The sequence below is a fragment of the Vannielia litorea genome, from assembly GCF_900142295.1.
In the GTDB taxonomy this organism is placed as follows: domain Bacteria; phylum Pseudomonadota; class Alphaproteobacteria; order Rhodobacterales; family Rhodobacteraceae; genus Vannielia; species Vannielia litorea.
On sequence record NZ_FSRL01000001.1, the window covers coordinates 609,403 to 624,210 of the forward strand.

The 14,808-nt window shown below is 68.8% G+C and carries 19 protein-coding genes; 11 read left to right on the plus strand and 8 right to left on the minus strand.

Annotation, left to right across the window (positions count from 1 at the left end):
* Window positions 1-48: 48 nt before the first annotated feature.
* From parE to BUR94_RS03090, 4 genes are all read right to left on the minus strand, one after another.
* Window positions 49-2,004, minus strand: coding sequence for a DNA topoisomerase IV subunit B (gene parE / locus BUR94_RS03075; RefSeq protein WP_074254793.1), 1,956 nt, complete (start codon window positions 2,002-2,004; stop codon window positions 49-51).
* Between the two features lie 148 nt (window positions 2,005-2,152).
* A complete protein-coding gene (locus BUR94_RS03080) occupies window positions 2,153-2,551 on the minus strand; it encodes a hypothetical protein (protein ID WP_074254794.1) in 399 nt (132 codons plus the stop codon).
* 50 nt (window positions 2,552-2,601) lie between these two features.
* On the minus strand, window positions 2,602-2,982 hold the full coding sequence (locus BUR94_RS03085; protein WP_074254795.1) for a type II toxin-antitoxin system death-on-curing family toxin: 381 nt from the start codon (window positions 2,980-2,982) through the stop codon (window positions 2,602-2,604).
* Window positions 2,979-3,227, minus strand: a complete 249-nt coding sequence (locus BUR94_RS03090; protein ID WP_074254796.1) for a type II toxin-antitoxin system Phd/YefM family antitoxin — start codon at window positions 3,225-3,227, stop codon at window positions 2,979-2,981. Before BUR94_RS03090 ends, BUR94_RS03085 begins: the two co-directional genes overlap by 4 nt.
* A 217-nt stretch (window positions 3,228-3,444) precedes the next feature.
* Between BUR94_RS03090 and ppk2 the strand changes: the two genes are divergently transcribed.
* The 8 genes from ppk2 (at window position 3,445) to BUR94_RS03125 (ending at window position 9,980) form a co-directional block, all read left to right on the plus strand.
* Window positions 3,445-4,395 carry a polyphosphate kinase 2 gene (ppk2, locus tag BUR94_RS03095; RefSeq protein ID WP_074254797.1) on the plus strand — a complete coding sequence of 317 codons (951 nt, stop codon included), beginning with the start codon at window positions 3,445-3,447 and terminating at the stop codon, window positions 4,393-4,395.
* Window positions 4,396-4,476: 81 nt separating this feature from the next.
* Complete coding sequence (locus BUR94_RS03100; RefSeq protein ID WP_074254798.1) at window positions 4,477-5,136, plus strand: DUF1007 family protein; 660 nt, start codon at window positions 4,477-4,479, stop codon at window positions 5,134-5,136.
* The gene (locus BUR94_RS03105) at window positions 5,118-6,131 is read left to right on the plus strand and encodes a nickel/cobalt transporter (protein ID WP_074254799.1); all 1,014 of its coding nucleotides are present in this window, start codon (window positions 5,118-5,120) and stop codon (window positions 6,129-6,131) included. The genes BUR94_RS03100 and BUR94_RS03105 overlap by 19 nt, the downstream gene beginning before the upstream one ends.
* 209 nt (window positions 6,132-6,340) lie before the next feature.
* Window positions 6,341-6,475 carry a hypothetical protein gene (locus BUR94_RS21015; protein ID WP_281249226.1) on the plus strand — a complete coding sequence of 45 codons (135 nt, stop codon included), beginning with the start codon at window positions 6,341-6,343 and terminating at the stop codon, window positions 6,473-6,475.
* A 134-nt stretch (window positions 6,476-6,609) separates the two neighbouring features.
* The gene (locus BUR94_RS03110; protein ID WP_074254800.1) at window positions 6,610-7,995 is read left to right on the plus strand and encodes an MATE family efflux transporter; all 1,386 of its coding nucleotides are present in this window, start codon (window positions 6,610-6,612) and stop codon (window positions 7,993-7,995) included.
* 72 nt (window positions 7,996-8,067) lie between these two features.
* On the plus strand, window positions 8,068-8,988 hold the full coding sequence (locus BUR94_RS03115; RefSeq protein WP_074254801.1) for a DUF4123 domain-containing protein: 921 nt from the start codon (window positions 8,068-8,070) through the stop codon (window positions 8,986-8,988).
* A gap of 220 nt (window positions 8,989-9,208) precedes the next feature.
* Complete coding sequence (locus BUR94_RS03120) at window positions 9,209-9,469, plus strand: YjhX family toxin (protein WP_074254802.1); 261 nt, start codon at window positions 9,209-9,211, stop codon at window positions 9,467-9,469.
* A gap of 10 nt (window positions 9,470-9,479) precedes the next feature.
* Entirely contained in the window at window positions 9,480-9,980 is a 501-nt protein-coding gene (locus tag BUR94_RS03125) for a GNAT family N-acetyltransferase (RefSeq protein ID WP_074254803.1), read from the plus strand.
* A gap of 51 nt (window positions 9,981-10,031) precedes the next feature.
* On the opposite strand, the gene BUR94_RS20605 is transcribed toward BUR94_RS03125, so the two are convergent.
* The 3 genes from BUR94_RS20605 to BUR94_RS03135 form a co-directional block, all read right to left on the minus strand.
* Entirely contained in the window at window positions 10,032-10,190 is a 159-nt protein-coding gene (locus BUR94_RS20605; RefSeq protein WP_175570416.1) for a hypothetical protein, read from the minus strand.
* Window positions 10,191-10,271: 81 nt separating this feature from the next.
* Window positions 10,272-10,685 (minus strand): hypothetical protein, encoded by a 414-nt coding sequence (locus tag BUR94_RS03130; protein ID WP_074254804.1) that lies wholly within the window; start codon window positions 10,683-10,685, stop codon window positions 10,272-10,274.
* A 157-nt stretch (window positions 10,686-10,842) separates the two neighbouring features.
* Window positions 10,843-12,045, minus strand: coding sequence for a pyridoxal phosphate-dependent aminotransferase (locus BUR94_RS03135; RefSeq protein WP_074254805.1), 1,203 nt, complete (start codon window positions 12,043-12,045; stop codon window positions 10,843-10,845).
* Window positions 12,046-12,142: 97 nt separating this feature from the next.
* Here BUR94_RS03135 and BUR94_RS03140 point away from each other — a divergent pair, with 97 nt between their 5' ends.
* From BUR94_RS03140 to BUR94_RS03150, 3 genes are all read left to right on the plus strand, one after another.
* Window positions 12,143-12,550, plus strand: coding sequence for a helix-turn-helix domain-containing protein (locus tag BUR94_RS03140; protein WP_074254806.1), 408 nt, complete (start codon window positions 12,143-12,145; stop codon window positions 12,548-12,550).
* Complete coding sequence (locus tag BUR94_RS03145) at window positions 12,547-12,804, plus strand: succinate dehydrogenase assembly factor 2 (protein WP_074254807.1); 258 nt, start codon at window positions 12,547-12,549, stop codon at window positions 12,802-12,804. The genes BUR94_RS03140 and BUR94_RS03145 overlap by 4 nt, the downstream gene beginning before the upstream one ends.
* Window positions 12,805-13,041: 237 nt before the next feature.
* Complete coding sequence (locus BUR94_RS03150; protein WP_074254808.1) at window positions 13,042-13,539, plus strand: MarR family winged helix-turn-helix transcriptional regulator; 498 nt, start codon at window positions 13,042-13,044, stop codon at window positions 13,537-13,539.
* Between the two features lie 488 nt (window positions 13,540-14,027).
* On the opposite strand, the gene BUR94_RS03155 is transcribed toward BUR94_RS03150, so the two are convergent.
* Window positions 14,028-14,789 (minus strand): DUF1194 domain-containing protein, encoded by a 762-nt coding sequence (locus BUR94_RS03155; protein WP_245794353.1) that lies wholly within the window; start codon window positions 14,787-14,789, stop codon window positions 14,028-14,030.
* Window positions 14,790-14,808: the final 19 nt, after the last annotated feature.

Here is a 14,808-nt window from a genome sequence, read left to right on the forward strand (position 1 = left end):
CATGTAATCGAAGGCGTCTAAGAGATACGCAGGGATGTTTTGGGTTTCTCAAACATCCAACTCCTCAACAAACCTCGCATTCTCCTGAATATACTGGAACCGCAGTTCCGGCTTCTTCCCCATCAGCCGCTCAACCAAATCCCCAGTCTCCCCAGGATCGTCCTCGTCAATCGTCACGCGGATCAGCTGGCGGGATTTCGGGTCCATCGTCGTCTCTTTCAGGTCCTTGGCGTCCATCTCGCCCAGGCCCTTGAAGCGGGACACGTCGATCTTGCCCTTGCCGCCGAGGCCCTTCTCCAGCCACTTGTCGCGTTCGGCCTCGTCGAGGCAGTAGACGCGCTTCGCGCCCTGGGTCAGGCGGAAGAGGGGCGGGCAGGCGAGGTAGAGGTGGCCGGCGTCGATCATCGGGCGCATCTGGGTGAAGAAGAAGGTCATCAGGAGCGAGGCGATATGGGCGCCGTCCACGTCGGCGTCGGTCATGATGATGACCTTGTCGTAGCGCAGGTCGTCGATGTTGAACTTGCTCCCGAGGCTGACGCCGAGGGCCTGGGAGAGGTCGGAGATCTCGGTGTTGGAGCCGAGCTTGGAGGAGGCGGCGCCCAGCACGTTGAGGATTTTGCCGCGCAGGGGGAGGAGGGCCTGGTTGACCCGGTTGCGGGCCATCTTGGCGGAGCCGCCCGCGCTGTCGCCCTCGACGATGAAAAGCTCGGTGCCGTCGCGGTTGGTGGCGGAGCAATCGACCAGCTTGCCGGGCAGGCGGAGCTTCTTGGTGGCGGTCTTGCGGGCGGTTTCCTTTTCTTGCCTGCGGCGGAGGCGCTCCTCGGCGCGCAGCACGAGGAAGTCGAGGATCGCCCCGGCGGACTTGGTGTTGGAGGCCAGCCAGTTGTCGAAGTGGTCGCGCACCGAGTTCTCGACCATCCGCTGGGCCTCGGTGGTGGCCAGCCGGTCCTTGGTTTGCCCGACGAACTCGGGCTCGCGGATGAAGCAGCTCACCAGCGCACCGGCGCCGGCGACCAGGTCTTCGCGGGTGATGGTGGCGGCCTTCTTGTTGGAGACCAGCTCGCCGTAGGCCTTGATGCCCTTGAGGATCGCCGCCCAAAACCCGGCCTCGTGGGTGCCGCCCTCCGGCGTGGGCACGGTGTTGCAGTAGGACTGGATGAAGCCGTCGCGGCTTGGCGTCCAGTTGATCGCCCATTCGACCTTGCCCGGCGCATTGAACTTTTCGAAGGAGACGGTGCCGGCGAAGGGGGCCTCGGCGTAGGTGGAGGCGGTGCCCAACGTCTCGGAGAGGTAATCGGCCAGGCCGCCGGGGAAGTGGAACCTGGCCTCCATCGGTGTGTCGCCGTCGGGGAGGGCGGATTTCCAGCGGATCTCGACGCCCGAGAAGAGATAGGCCTTGGAGCGGGCCATCTTGAAGAGGCGATGGGGCTTGAGCTTGAGGGAGCCGAAGATCTCGGGGTCGGGGTGGAAGGTGACGGAGGTGCCGCGCCGGTTGGGGGCGGCGCCGATCTTCTCCAGCTTGGTCTGGGGCACGCCGCGGGAGAACTCCATGGCGTAGAGCTCGCGGTTTTGCGCGACTTCCACACGGAGGTGGTCGGAAAGCGCGTTGACCACGGAGGAGCCCACGCCGTGCAGGCCGCCGGAGGTTTCGTAGTTGTCGCCCGAGAACTTGCCGCCCGCGTTGAGGGTGCAGAAGATGATCTCGAGCGCGGATTTGGACGGATCCTTGGGGTGGGCGCCGATCGGGATGCCGCGGCCATTGTCGTTGACCGTGACATGGCCGTTGGCGTGCAGCTCGACCTCGATCCAGGTGGCATGGCCGGCCACCGCCTCGTCCATCGAGTTGTCGATGATCTCGGCGACCATGTGGTGCAGGGCGCGGTCGTCCTTGCCGCCGATGTACATGCCGGGGCGCAGGCGGACGTGCTCCATGTCTTCGAGCACCTGGATGGATGCGGCGTCGTAGGTGGAGGTCTCGCGTGCGCTGAGGAGGTCGTCGGCCATGTGGTGCTGCTCTTTTTCGGGCTTTTGGTTGGGCCGGAGTGTAGCGGAGGAGGACGGGCAGGGGAAGCGCATGGAGGGCGCTCCCGCCCGCTCTCCCTGCATGTCTCCGGGGGCAGGGCAGGGCGGCGCGGTGGGCCGATTGCCCAGCCTACCGGGCGGTGCAGGCCAGGAGCCAGCTGTTGGCGTAGTGGCTGCCTGCGACCGTCAGGGTGGTGGTGAAACCTCCATCCTCGGCGATCCGCTCCGCCGGGCGGGGCGGAAGGACGAGGAGATCGACGCTCTCGCGGTCGCGGCGCTGGGCGATGGTGGAGAGCATCTCGCGGCGGGCGACTATGTAGGTGGCGGTGTAGGGCTCGAAATCGGGAGAGTGCATGGCGAGGGTGATGGTGTCGCCGGAGATGGCGAGGTCGTAGGTCTTGCGGTGGTTGGCCGCGATGAAGGCGGTGTCGTCGGTATCGAAGGTGGTGAAGGCCGCGACGGTGCAGGCGTAGGGCGCGGCGAGGGCCGGGGTGGCGGCGAGGGTGAGGAGCCCGGCGAGCGCGCACATCCGCCTCTTGAGGCGTCTTCGCGGGCAGGAGAGGTGCCGCCGTGGGGTTTTCATGCGCGGGCCTTCGCGCGCAGCCATCGGGCGAGGTCGATGTCGTCGAGCTTGCGCTGGGCGAGGGCGATGATCTTGTCGCCGGCTTCCTCGGTGCTCCATGTGATCTGCACGCCGATGAGATCGAGGCAGACGTCCATTGACTGGTGCGCCGTGCGCTTGTTGGCGTCGTTGAAGCAATGACCGCAGGCGATGGCCTGGGCGTAGGCGGCGGCAAGGTCGAAGACATCTTCGATCATGCCATAATATAGGCGGTTGTCGACACGGGCGAGCGCGCCATCGAGCGACTTGTCGAGGGCGCGGCCGGTGAGTTCGCCGGGGTTGAGAACCTTGTCGTGGATGGCCTCGACAAGCTCCGCGTCGAGGAGCAGGTAGGTCATTTGTCTTTCAGGTAGTCCAGGACGGGCTGGTTGACCGAGCGGCGGCGCTCGAGCGACTCCAGGACCTCCTCCCTCGTCGCCACGCGGGGCTCTTCCTCGGGGGTGGCGGATTCGGGGACCAGGTAGCCCACCACGCGGGAGTTCTTCATGATGGCGACGGGCTTGCCATTGGCGCGGTCGAGCACCTTCTGCGGCTCGCGCAGTTCGGTCATGGTGCAGGTCTGGCTGGCGAAGATGCGGTTCATCGGGGTGCGCTCCTGAGTGTGCATTTCAATCTACATTCTGTTGGGCAAAATTTCAAGCGGTCCGGTGGTGGCCTGACGGGAGAGGGCGCGCGCCTGAGGCTTGGGCGCGACAGGCAGAGAGGCGTATCTGCTGAAAAGCCGAGGTTTGAGCGCGATCAAGGCGGCGGGGCGTGAAACGTGTCAGGGGAGGAGCCGGGGATAGTGAAGGAGACTGCCGATGGCCAAGGACACCGCTGCCGAAACGACGATCATTGACACGAAGACCGCGGCAGCTGCCGTGCCCGAGCCGGGGCCGCTGCCGACCCCGGCGCCCGACAGCTTGCGCGCGGCCTTCGAACGGGGGGACTACCCCTACGAGAAGCGGCTCTCCCGCCGGAGCTACGAGCGGCAGAAGGCCCAGTTGCAGGCCGAACTGCTGAAGGTGCAGAAGTGGGTGGCCGAGACCGGCCAGAAGATCGTTGTGCTCTTCGAGGGGCGCGATGCGGCCGGCAAGGGCGGGACGATCAAGCGGTTCATGGAGCATCTGAACCCGCGCGAGGCGCGGGTGGTGGCGCTGAACAAGCCGTCGGTGAAGGAAAAGGGCGAGTGGTTCTTTCAGCGCTACATCGAGCACCTGCCGACGGCCGGTGAAATGGTGTTCTACGACCGCTCCTGGTACAACCGGGCAGGTGTGGAGCGGGTGATGGGCTTCTGCTCGCCCAACGACTACCTCGAATTCATGCGCCAGACGCCGGAGCTGGAGCGGATGCTGGTGCGATCCGGGATCCGGCTGTTCAAATACTGGTTCTCGGTCACCCAGGACGAACAGCGGCTGCGATTTGCGGCCCGCGAGACCGACCCGCTGAAGCGGTGGAAGCTCAGCCCGATCGACAAGGCCAGCCTCGACATGTGGGACGATTACACCGAGGCGAAGGAGGCGATGTTCTTTTACACCGACACGGCGGATGCACCCTGGACCATCGTCAAGAGCGCCGACAAGAAGCGGGCGCGGCTGGCCTGCATGCGGCATTTCCTGGCGAGCCTCGAGTACCCGGGGCGCGACCGATCGGTGGTGAAGGGGCCGGATGCGAAGCTGGTGAGCGCGGGCTCGCACGTGGTGCACGGGGCCGATCACATCCTGGGTGCGGCGCTGCATCCCGACCTGCGGCGGAGCGGCGAGGCCAGCTGAGGCGGCGGGGCCGGTCACATCTTGCCGAGGGGCCCCCGCGACCGCTTGAGGCGGCTCGGGGGCCGCTGTAGGGTCGCCGCCATGAGAAACTGGTTTGCAGCCCTGATCCTGGCGGCCCCCGGCGTGGCCGGCGCGCATCCGCATGTCTTTGTCGAGACCGGCTTCGAGGTGATCTTCAACGATGCCGGTCTGATCGAGGCGGTGCGGGTGAACTGGCGCTATGACGAGCTGACGTCGCTCTACGTGGCCGAGGAGCGCGGGGTGGATCCCGACTTCGACGGCGAGGCGACGCCGGAGGAACTGGCCGCGCTCCAGGGCTTCGACATGACTTGGCCGGAGGCGTTCGAGGGAGACACCTACCTGACGGTCGACGGGGTGCGCGTGGCGCTCGGGGCACCGGAGGAGGTGAGCGCGGGCTACGCCGAAGGCAAGGTGTCTTCGAGCCACCTGCGGCGGCTGGCGGAGCCGGTGGACCCGAGGAAGGTGGTCGTGCTTTCGCCCTATGATCCGAGCTACTACTCGGCCTACGAGATCGTTTCGGAGACCGCCCTGACGGGCCGGGAGGGGTGCCGGGCGGAGCTTTGGGTGCCCGATTACGACGCCGCCGCGGAGCAGCTTCAGGTCGCGCTGGAGGAGCTGATGGGCGATGCCCAGGCCCAGGGGTTCGACGAGGCGGAGTTTCCGCCCGTGGGCGACATGTTTGCACAGGAAGTCCGGGTGGCGTGCGACGCGGGCTCGTGATTGCGGCCGCGCTGCTGGCGCTTGCGCTGGCAGGGCTCTGGGCGAGCGGCGCGGTGGAGGCGCTGGGGCGCTGGGGGGCGGCTGCGCAGAAGGAATTTCAAGGCAGCATGGCGGGCGCGATCCGGGCCTTGAAGGCCGGCCAGCCGGCGGCGATCTGGGGGCTGATCGGGCTCTGCTTTGCCTATGGGGTGGTGCATGCCGCGGGGCCCGGCCATGGCAAGGTGCTGATCGGCGGCTACGGGCTGGGGCGGCGGGTGCCGCTGGTGAAGCTTTCGGTCCTGGCGCTGCTGTCGTCGCTGGCGCAGGCGGGCGGCGCGGTGCTGCTGGTCTATGGCGCGATTGCCCTGCTGGGCTGGGGCGGCGACCGGGTGGAGGGGCTGACCGAGGAGGTGCTGGCGCCCGCGAGTTACGGGGCGATTGCGCTGATCGGGGCCTGGCTGGTGTGGCGCGGGCTACGCAGCTTGCTGCGGCGGGCGAAGGACGGCGGGCAGGGCCATGACCACGGACACGCCCAACATGGGCACGGGCACGGGCACGTGCATGACCATGGGCACGACCCCGAACACGAACACGACCACGGGCACGACCAAGGGCACGACCACGGGCACGACCACGGGGGCGCCGTCTGCGAGACCTGCGGCCATGCCCACGGGCCGACGCTTGAGCAGGTCGAGAGCGCGGGCAGCCTGCGGGACATGGCCATTCTGATCGCGGGCATCGCGATCCGGCCCTGCACGGGCGCGCTGTTTCTGCTTGTCATCACCTGGCGGCTCGGGCTGGCCGGGGCCGGTGTGGCGGGGGCCTTTGCCATGGGGCTGGGCACGGCGCTGGTGACGATCGCCGTGGCGGTCATGGCGGTGACGCTGCGCGAGGGCACCTGGTCGGCGCTGGAGGGCCGCGGGGCGGCGCTCAGGATCGCCGGGCCGGTGCTGGAGTTGGCGGCGGGGGCCGTGGTGGTGCTGGTGGCCGGGCAATTGCTGATGCGGGCGCTTTAGCGGAGGGCCAGGGCCCTGCGTGGGGGCGTGCAAGCCCCTTGCAGCCGCGCGGGCGCAGGCCTAGGCTGCGGGAGCGCGATGCGCCCCAGGGGGGTGCCGCGTGCGACTCATCGAAGTCATCGCCCTGGCGCGATCCAGGCAACCCTGATTTTTCTGAGCAACGCCCCCGCCCGGCATGTCGCCGGAGCGGTTTTGCATCGAGCGAGGACGTGATGGGAAAAGGCAACAACAAGCGCGGCAACAAGGAAGCGAAGAAGCCCAAGCAGGAAAAGCCCAAGGTGCTGGCCACGGCCAACTCGGGCGCGGTGAAACCGATCACGCTGGGCGAGAAGAAGGGCCGCTAGGGCCCTGATGCGGCACGAGGCCCTGGCCCGCCCGCCGCGGGCCGGGCCGTGAGCCCTGCCGCGCGGCCTGCGCAGGAGATCGCTGCTGTCAGCATGGGTCTTGCCCCGGCAGCGGCAAAGCCCTAGCAGGGGCCATGCGCGATCAGATGACATATGCGGGGCACGCGAAGGCGATTCTGCTCCTCGGGCTGCCGCTCGTCGGCGGGCATCTGGCGCAGATGGCGATCCAGATCACCGACACGCTGATGATGGGCTGGTACTCGATCCCCGGCCTTGCCGCCATGGTGCTGGCCGGCACCTTCTGGATCGTGGCCTTCATCTTCTCCATCGGCTTCAGCCAGGCGGTGCTGCCGCTCGTCGCGGAGGCGAGCGAGCGCGGAGAGGAGGGCGTGCAGCGGCTGCGCCGGGTGACGCGGATGGGCTTCTGGCTCTCGGCGCTGGCCTGGGCGGCATTCCAGCCGGCCTTCTGGTTTTCCGGCCCGATCCTGGTGGCGCTGGGGCAGGACCCGGAGCTGGCGGCCATGGCGGAGGGCTACCTGCACATCGCCGGCGTGGCGCTGCTGCCCGCGCTCGTCACCATGGTGCTGAAGAGCTACCTCTCGGCGCTGGAGCGCACCAGCGTGCTGCTCTGGATCGCGATCGTGGCGGCAGTGGTGAACGTGTTCCTCAACTGGGTGCTGATCTTCGGCAAGCTGGGCGCGCCGGAGCTGGGGCTGATCGGTGCGGCCTGGGCCTCGCTTGCCGGCCACCTGCTCTCGGCGGTGCTGCTGGCGCTTTACGCGGTGCGGATCTTTCCCGAGCATGGCATCTTTCACCGGCTCTGGCGGGGCGATGCGGGTGCGCTGCGGCAGGTCTTTGCGCTGGGCTGGCCGATTGGCCTGACGCTCCTCGCAGAGGTCGGGCTCTTCGCCTTTTCCTCGCTCCTGATGGGCTGGATCGGCACCATCGCGCTCGCCGCCCATGGCATCGCGATCCAGATCGCCAGTGCGACCTTCATGGTGCATCTCGGCCTTTCCAACGCGGCCACCATCCGCGCGGGCAAGGCCTTTGGCCGGATGGACGAGCCGGGGCTGCGGCGCGGCGCGCAGGTGTCGATCGCGCTCAGCATCGCCTGGGCGGTGGTGACGCTGGCGGCCTACCTGGCCTTCCCGGCCTTCCTGATCGGGCTCTTCGTGGACCCGGCGGAACCGGCGCGGGACGCGATATTGGCCACCGGCGTGGGGCTCTTGGCCATGGCGGCGCTGTTCCAGCTTTTCGACGGGGCGCAGGTGACGGCGATGGGCCTGCTGCGCGGCGTGCAGGACATGCGGGTGCCGATGTGGATCGCCGCCGTTTCCTACTGGGGCGTCGGCGCACCGCTGGCCTGGGCGCTGGGCTTTCCGGCGGGCTACGGCGGGATGGGCGTGTGGTTCGGCCTCGCCATGGGGCTGGCGACGGCGGGGGTGCTGCTTTTGTGGCGGTTCTGGGCGCGGTCGGTGAAGATCGGCGAGCTGCTGCCGGGCGCGGCGGCCTCGGCCTGAGGGCCGCGGCCCTTCCGCCCTCCGGCAAGCGGTGCTAGGCATGTGCCGCAACGGTAGCGCGGAGGCCCCCCGATGAGTGACAACGCACCCAAGGACCACCTGGGCAGCCTGTTGCGGCGCTTGCAGGGCCGGATCTTCGCCGTCATCGACGGGGCGCATTTTGACGACCTGCCGGGCCGGATCCGGGATGTGGGCCTGGAGGCGCTGCCGCTGTTCACCGACGAGATCGACCTGCCCGCGCTGGGCCGGGGGCCGCATCTGGTGGCCTGTCCGAACCTCTTTGCGGTGGAGCAGGTGACGGATGTCTGCGCGGGCGTTCCCGCCGTGGTCTGGTGGGACTGGCCGGACCAGGGGGTGAAGACGGCGGACAACATCTTTGCCCATCTGCGGCGGTTGAACCTGGTGGAGATCCCGGCCAACCGCGCCGAGCCGATCATCGGGCGCCGCCAGGTGGGCGCGGTGGACCGGAGCGCGGGCTGGGAGACGGTGCTGTTCCGGCATGGCGACCCCAACGTGATGTCGCTGCTGATCCCGGTGCTGGACGAGGCGCAGCGGGGGCAGCTCTTTGGCGCGGCGCTCTCGGTGGCGATGCAGCCGCCGGGCGGCGAGGTGACCCACACCACCAACCCCAGCCACAACGCCCCGCCGGGCTTTGGCCGGCTGCGTCTGTCGGCGGCGCAATATGACGAGCTGGCGGGCCATCACGGGCGCGGCCTGCGGCGGCGGGCGATCAACGAGCTGGCCGCCGACATGCCGGGCCGGACCCCGGAGGAGCGCGCCGCGCGGGTTGCGGATGCCTACGACCGGGCCGAGAGCTTTGGCTGCATGACGCTCGACCAGATCTGGGAGTTCATCCATCTCGACAAGCGCTGGGGCGCGCGGTTCGAGCAGGCCAAGGGGCACGAGAAGGTGCTGGAGGCGCTGCGGATGGCCGATGCCAGCGCCGAGGAGCGGCTGTGGCGGGCCGAGATGGAGCTGGGTTTCGCCAAGTAGGCGGGCCGCTCTTCGGGGCCTTTCCTGCGGCGCGGCCGCTCATCGCGGGCTTGCGCGGTGAGACGGGTTGCGGCACGATGGGGCATGGGCCCGGCGTTCGGGCCATGGAGTTTTGATGCCAGAGACTGCATGAGGTCGCCGCCCCGCGCGGGTGGCAGCTGAGAGAAGGGACAGGCCCCGGGAGGGTCTGCTCGATCTTTTGTGCAATCCAGAGACATCCATGAACATTTCGAAAGACGAACAGCGGGCGCTGCATGTGCTGGCCCGCGGTGGCGTGATCCGCCATGAGCGGGGTGCGGGCGGCAAGGTGCTGGACGTGACCTGCTTCACCCATGACGGGCTGGTGCTGGAGGGCTGCGGCCTCGCGCTCTTCCAGCGGCTGCGCAAGCGGGGCTTCATCGAGAGCCGGGGCGGTGCGCCCTATCGGATCTCGCGCAGGGGGCGCCGCGCGGTGCGGGCGCAGCCGGACAATGCAGCCTGAGGAGCGCCGGATGGAGATCAGGGACGAGCGGCCGCAAGAGGCCGGAGCGATCGGGGCGCTGGTGACGGCGGCCTTCGCGGGCAAGGCCTATTCCGACGGCACCGAAGCGGCGCTCTTGGCCGGGCTGCGGGACAGCGGCGCGCTGGTGCTCTCGCTGGTGGCCGCAGAACCGGGCGGCCTTCTGGGGCAGGTCGCGGCCTCGGAGGTGCGGCTGGGCGGGCGCAGCGGTTGGGTCGGGATCGGCCCGGTCGCCGTGCGGCCCGACCGGCAGCGTGAGGGCATCGGCTCGGGTCTGATGCGGGCCGCCCTGGCGCGGCTCGCGGCAGCGGGGTTTGACGGGGCGGTGCTGGTGGGGGATCCGGGCTACTACGGCCGCTTCGGCTTTGCCCCGCGCGAGGGGCTGACCTCGCCGGGGCTGCCGACGCACCATGTCATGGGCCTCGGCTTTGGCGTCACCGCGCCGCGCGGTGAGATCCGCTGGCACCCGGCCTTCGACACGGGCCGGGGCTGACGGGGATGTGGCGAAGCCCTCAGGGGCTTCGCCCGGGCTCCGGACGCCTGCTCAGGAGAGCAGTTCGTCTTCGGTGATGACCTCGTCGGTGGGCAGCACTTCGACGCCGTTCGCGTCGACCACCGGCGCCTTGGGCGCCTCGGCGGCGGGCGGCGTCACGCAGCCGGCGAGGGCGAGCGCGAGCAGGAGAGGCAGCGTCTTGCGGATCATGGGGGTCCCTTTCAAAGTGATAAACGATGCATGGCCGCAGATTGGCAGGAAAGCCGGGGGCAGGCAACAGGCGGCGGCCGCTCAGCCCTCGCCCTTCGCGCGCATCAGCCGATCGGCCTTCTTGCGGACGAGCACGGAGCGCAGGTCGTGCATGGCCAGCAGCAGGGCGTCGGTGACCTCTTCGAGCTGGTCGTCCTCGGCCTTGGACTGGACCCATTGGGTGGTGATGTTGAGGTAGTCGACCGCGCGGTGGATGTCGTCGATGTCACGACGGGCGAGCAGGGCGGTGCGCTCGGTCATCCACGCGGTGATGGCGGCGACGTCTTCTTCGGAGAGCTGGTGATCGCCGTGCGGCTTGACCTCGCCGTTCCTGATGTTGATGACCGCGATCTGGTCCATCTCGATGCGGCGCTGGCGGTTCTCGGTGTCGACCCGGAAGGCGACGGCCCCGTTCTCGCGCACGCGGAAGTAATAGTCCGGCAAATCGCCTGCCATCGGCCTCGTGTCCCTTGTTGTGCCAGAAGGGATAGCAGGGGGCGGGGCGGGGCGCCAGATGCCGGGAAAAGCCGGGCGCGGGGAGGGGGGCGGAGCGGCGGGCAGGAAAAAGGCCCGGCGCAGCGCCGGGCCTTTAGGGGTCGGGATGCGGCGGCGCTTATTTCAGACCGGCGCAGAAGGCCTGGATGCGGGTGCAGGCTTCTTTCAGGTTCTCATCCGACGTGGCGTAGCTGACGCGGAAGTTGGGCGAGAGGCCGAAGGCGGCGCCGAAGACGGCGGCAACGCCCTTTTCTTCGAGCAGGGCGGTGCAGAAGTCCTCGTCATTCGAGATCAGCTTGCCGCCCTCGGTGGTCTTGCCGATGCAGCCGGCGACATCGGGGTAGACGTAGAAGGCGCCCTCGGGGGTGGCGCAGGTGATGCCCTCGGCCGCGTTGAGCATGGTCACCACGAGATCGCGCCGGCGCTTGAAGGTCTCGTTGTTGGCAGCGATGAAATCCTGCGGGCCGTTCAGCGCCTCGACGGCGGCGTATTGCGAGACCGAGCAGGGGTTGGAGGTGCTTTGCGACTGGATCTTGCGCATGGCCGCGATCAGCTCCTTCGGCCCGGCGGCATAGCCGATGCGCCAGCCGGTCATCGCGTAGGCCTTGCTGACGCCGTTGACCGTGAGGGTGCGATCGTAGAGCCGGGGCTCGACCTGGGCCGGAGTGCAGAACTCGAAGCCGTCGTAGACGAGGTGCTCGTACATGTCGTCGGTCATCACCCAGACGTGGGGGTGCTTCAGCAGCACGTCGGTCAGCGCCTTAAGCTCGTCCCAGGTGTAGCCCGCGCCGGTGGGGTTGGAGGGCGAGTTGAAGATGAGCCACTTGGTCTTGGGCGTGATCGCCGCCTCCAGCGCTTCGGGGGTCAGCTTGAAGGCGGTATCGGCCCCGGCGGGCGCGATCACCGGGGTGCCGCCCGCGAGCAGGGTCATGTCGGGGTAGCTGACCCAGTAGGGCGCGGGGATCACAACCTCGTCGCCGGGGTTGAGCGTGGCCATCAGCGCGTTGTAGAGGATCTGCTTGCCCCCGGTTCCGACGGAGACCTGCGCGGGGGTATAGTCGAGCCCGTTGTCGCGCTTCAGCTTGGCGCAGATTGCCGCTTTCAGCTCGGGAATGCCGTCAACGGCTGTATATTTGGTGCGGCCCTCTGTTATAGCCTTGATGCCCGCCTGCTTGATGTTGTCGGGCGTGTCGAAATCGGGCTCCCCCGCGCCGAGGCCGATGACATCCTTGCCGGCGGCCTTGAGCTCGGCGGCGAGGTTGGAGACGGCGATGGTGGGCGAGGGCTTCACGCGGGAGAGCGTGTCGGAGAGGAAGGCCATTGATGGGCTCCGGGGCTGTGTGCGGACGGGGCCGAGTAGTAGGCCCGGGCCGCGTGGCGTTCAAGCGCCAAAGGGCTTGGGACGGAGAGGATTCGAGATGGAAAGCGAGACAGGCGGCTGGTTTGACGCCGAGACGGCAACCTTCGGCGACCGGGTGGCGGGCGCGCGCGAGGCGATGGGCTGGAGCCAGAAGCAACTGGCCGAGCGGCTGGGCGTGAAGGCCAAGACGGTGCGGCAATGGGAGAACGACTCGGCCGAGCCACGGGCGAACAAATTGCAGATGCTGGCGGGGATGCTGGGCGTGTCGATGCGCTGGCTGCTCTCGGGCGAGGGGCCGGGGATAGAGGCCCCGCTGCCGGAGGGCGTGGTGCCAGCCACGGCGCCGGCGGAACTGGCCGGTCTGCTGGCCGAGATCCGCGCGGTGCGCGGCGAGATGGTGCTGCAGGCGCAGCGGCTGGAGCGGCTGGAGCAGCGGCTCGCGGTGGCGCTGGAGGCGACGCAATGAGCGAGCCGCGGGAGGTTCGGCTCAAGCGGCTGAAGATTCGGGCCTGGCGGCGGGGCATCAAGGAGATGGACCTGCTGCTGGGCGGCTTTGCCGACCGCGAGATGGCGGATCTGTCGGCGGCCGAACTCGATGCCTTCGAGGCGCTGATGGAGGAGGCCGACCAGGACCTGCTGCGTTGGGTGACCGGGCTGGAGCCCGCGCCGGAGGGGCATTTGCCGATGCTGCGGCGGGTCGCGCCGGAGGCGCGCTTGTAAACGGGCACGCCGGAGGCGCGCTTGTAAACGGGCACGCCGGAGGCGCGCTTGTAAACGGGCACGCCGGAGACGGGCTTGCAGGGCGGCAAGCAGCTCGTGTGCAGGCGCTTGCGGACAATTTGCGCGAAGATCGGTGCACAACCGTTGACGATCTGCGGAAAAATTGTCGGGACTTAACGAGTTCTAAGGGTTTCGCACGCTAAGGGGGATGCCAGACAAGAACTGGCGGAGAATGCCATGAGCATCCATTCCCCCGTCGCCCCCAGCCTGAGGCAGGGCTTCATGGGCGGCTATCTCGAGACGCTGGCGCTGGTGGAGCGGCTCCACCGCCTCCTGCTCGACGTCATCAAGGACGAGTTCGAGCGCGTCGGCGTGCTGGAGATCAACGCGGTGCAGGCGCTTCTGCTGTTCAACGTGGGCGACAACGAGGTGACCGCGGGCGAGCTCAAGACGCGGGGCTACTACCAGGGGTCGAACGTGAGCTACAACCTCAAGAAGCTGGTGGAACTGGGCTACATGCACCACCAGCGCTGCGAGATCGACCGGCGCTCGGTGCGCGTGCGCCTCACCGAACGGGGCCGCCACATCCGCAGTCTCGTGGCAGAGCTCTTCGAGCGCCACGCCGAGGGGCTGGAAACCAGCGGCGCGATCGACATGAACGGCCTCGAGGTGATCACGGCCGCGCTCCGCCGGATGGAACGCTACTGGGGCGACCAGATCCGCTACATCTACTAGGCAGGGCCGAACCCGCCGGGCAGAGGGCCGACCCTCGAAGAGAGGGCGGCCTTCGGCGTTTGCGGGAGAGAGGGCAGCAGATGGGGTCTCTTCGCTTCGGCGATGAGAGGCTGAAGGGCTCCCGATAGCCGCACCTTGCCGAGCGAAGCGAGGCCCGCGAGAGCCTGCCGCGCAGTGGCCGCCGAAGGGCGTGGCCCGAGCGAAGCGAGGCCAGCGAGAGCCTGCCGCGCAGTGGCCGCTGCAGGGCTTGGCCCGAGCGAAGCGAGGCCGCCGAGAGCCTGCCGCGCAGTGGCCGCCGAAGGGCTTGGCCCGAGCGAAGCGAGGCCGCCGGGAGCCTGCCGCACGGCGGCCCGCCGAAGGGCTTGGCCCGAGTGAAACGAGGCCGCCGAGAGCCTGCCGCGCGGCGGCCCGCCGAAGGGCTTGCCCCGAGCGAAGCGAGGCCTCCCGGAGCCGCCGCGTTGAGCCGCCACGACTTGTCCGGGGATGGATCAGGGCTTGGCGGCGAGGCGGGTGTCGGGGCCGGGTATCCCGGTCATCGGCGCCCCTTCGAGCTCCTTCAGCAACTTGCGGGCCATGGCCTCGGCAAAACCATCGAAGGTTTCGGCCGTCATCACGAAAGCGCCGGCTCCATGGATCACCTGCGCCTTGTAATAGGCCGAGAGTTCGGCGAGCGAGGGGTCGGCGTGATCGGCGGGCGCGCTGCCGATGGTGAGCCCGTTCACCACGATCCCGGCGAGCGCGGGCGTGGCGCGCACATCCTGCGGGCGCGGGCCGCTGTTGCTCTTGCCATCGCCGGAGAGGTCGATGGTGCGCTTGGGGCAGGCCGGCGCGCGGGCGATGAGCTGGGCGCCGTAGAGCATGGCGGCCCCGATCGCGGTGGTCTGTGGCGCGGGCTGGCGGGGTGTTTCGCGCAGCCGTCCCGCCACGCCCGCGAGCACCTCCGGCGAGGTGATCGCGATCCAGTCGATCAGCAGCCGCTGGAAGCTCTCGTCGGACCATTCGTAGACCGCGAGCACCACCGGGCGGTGGGTGCCGGTGAGCAGGGCGGAGGCGACCTCGGGGTCGGTCAGCGCCGCGGCGAGGCCGTCGAGCTGGAGGCGGTATTCGTCGAGGTCCACGGAGCCGGAGACATCGAGGCCCAGAGCGAGGGCCTGGCGGCAGCTGTCCTGGGCTCCGGCGGGGGCGGCGAGCAGGACGCAGGTGGCCAGCGAGGCGCCTGCCCCTCGCGCGCCCCGGAGTATCTTTTGCAAGAAAATGAGCAAGTTGTGG

Bases quoted from the DNA above. Each gene is read 5' to 3' on its own strand.
- parE (WP_074254793.1), bottom strand. From the start codon at position 2,004: ATGGCCGACGACCTCCTCAGCGCACGCGAGACCTCCACCTACGACGCC.
- BUR94_RS03080 (WP_074254794.1), bottom strand. From the start codon at position 2,551: ATGTGCGCGCTCGCCGGGCTCCTCACCCTCGCCGCCACCCCGGCCCTC.
- BUR94_RS03085 (WP_074254795.1), bottom strand. From the start codon at position 2,982: ATGACCTACCTGCTCCTCGACGCGGAGCTTGTCGAGGCCATCCACGAC.
- BUR94_RS03090 (WP_074254796.1), bottom strand. From the start codon at position 3,227: ATGAACCGCATCTTCGCCAGCCAGACCTGCACCATGACCGAACTGCGC.
- ppk2 (WP_074254797.1), top strand. From the start codon at position 3,445: ATGGCCAAGGACACCGCTGCCGAAACGACGATCATTGACACGAAGACC.
- BUR94_RS03100 (WP_074254798.1), top strand. From the start codon at position 4,477: ATGAGAAACTGGTTTGCAGCCCTGATCCTGGCGGCCCCCGGCGTGGCC.
- BUR94_RS03110 (WP_074254800.1), top strand. From the start codon at position 6,610: ATGCGCGATCAGATGACATATGCGGGGCACGCGAAGGCGATTCTGCTC.
- BUR94_RS03115 (WP_074254801.1), top strand. From the start codon at position 8,068: ATGAGTGACAACGCACCCAAGGACCACCTGGGCAGCCTGTTGCGGCGC.
- BUR94_RS03120 (WP_074254802.1), top strand. From the start codon at position 9,209: ATGAACATTTCGAAAGACGAACAGCGGGCGCTGCATGTGCTGGCCCGC.
- BUR94_RS03125 (WP_074254803.1), top strand. From the start codon at position 9,480: ATGGAGATCAGGGACGAGCGGCCGCAAGAGGCCGGAGCGATCGGGGCG.
- BUR94_RS20605 (WP_175570416.1), bottom strand. From the start codon at position 10,190: ATGATCCGCAAGACGCTGCCTCTCCTGCTCGCGCTCGCCCTCGCCGGC.
- BUR94_RS03130 (WP_074254804.1), bottom strand. From the start codon at position 10,685: ATGGCAGGCGATTTGCCGGACTATTACTTCCGCGTGCGCGAGAACGGG.
- BUR94_RS03135 (WP_074254805.1), bottom strand. From the start codon at position 12,045: ATGGCCTTCCTCTCCGACACGCTCTCCCGCGTGAAGCCCTCGCCCACC.
- BUR94_RS03140 (WP_074254806.1), top strand. From the start codon at position 12,143: ATGGAAAGCGAGACAGGCGGCTGGTTTGACGCCGAGACGGCAACCTTC.
- BUR94_RS03145 (WP_074254807.1), top strand. From the start codon at position 12,547: ATGAGCGAGCCGCGGGAGGTTCGGCTCAAGCGGCTGAAGATTCGGGCC.
- BUR94_RS03150 (WP_074254808.1), top strand. From the start codon at position 13,042: ATGAGCATCCATTCCCCCGTCGCCCCCAGCCTGAGGCAGGGCTTCATG.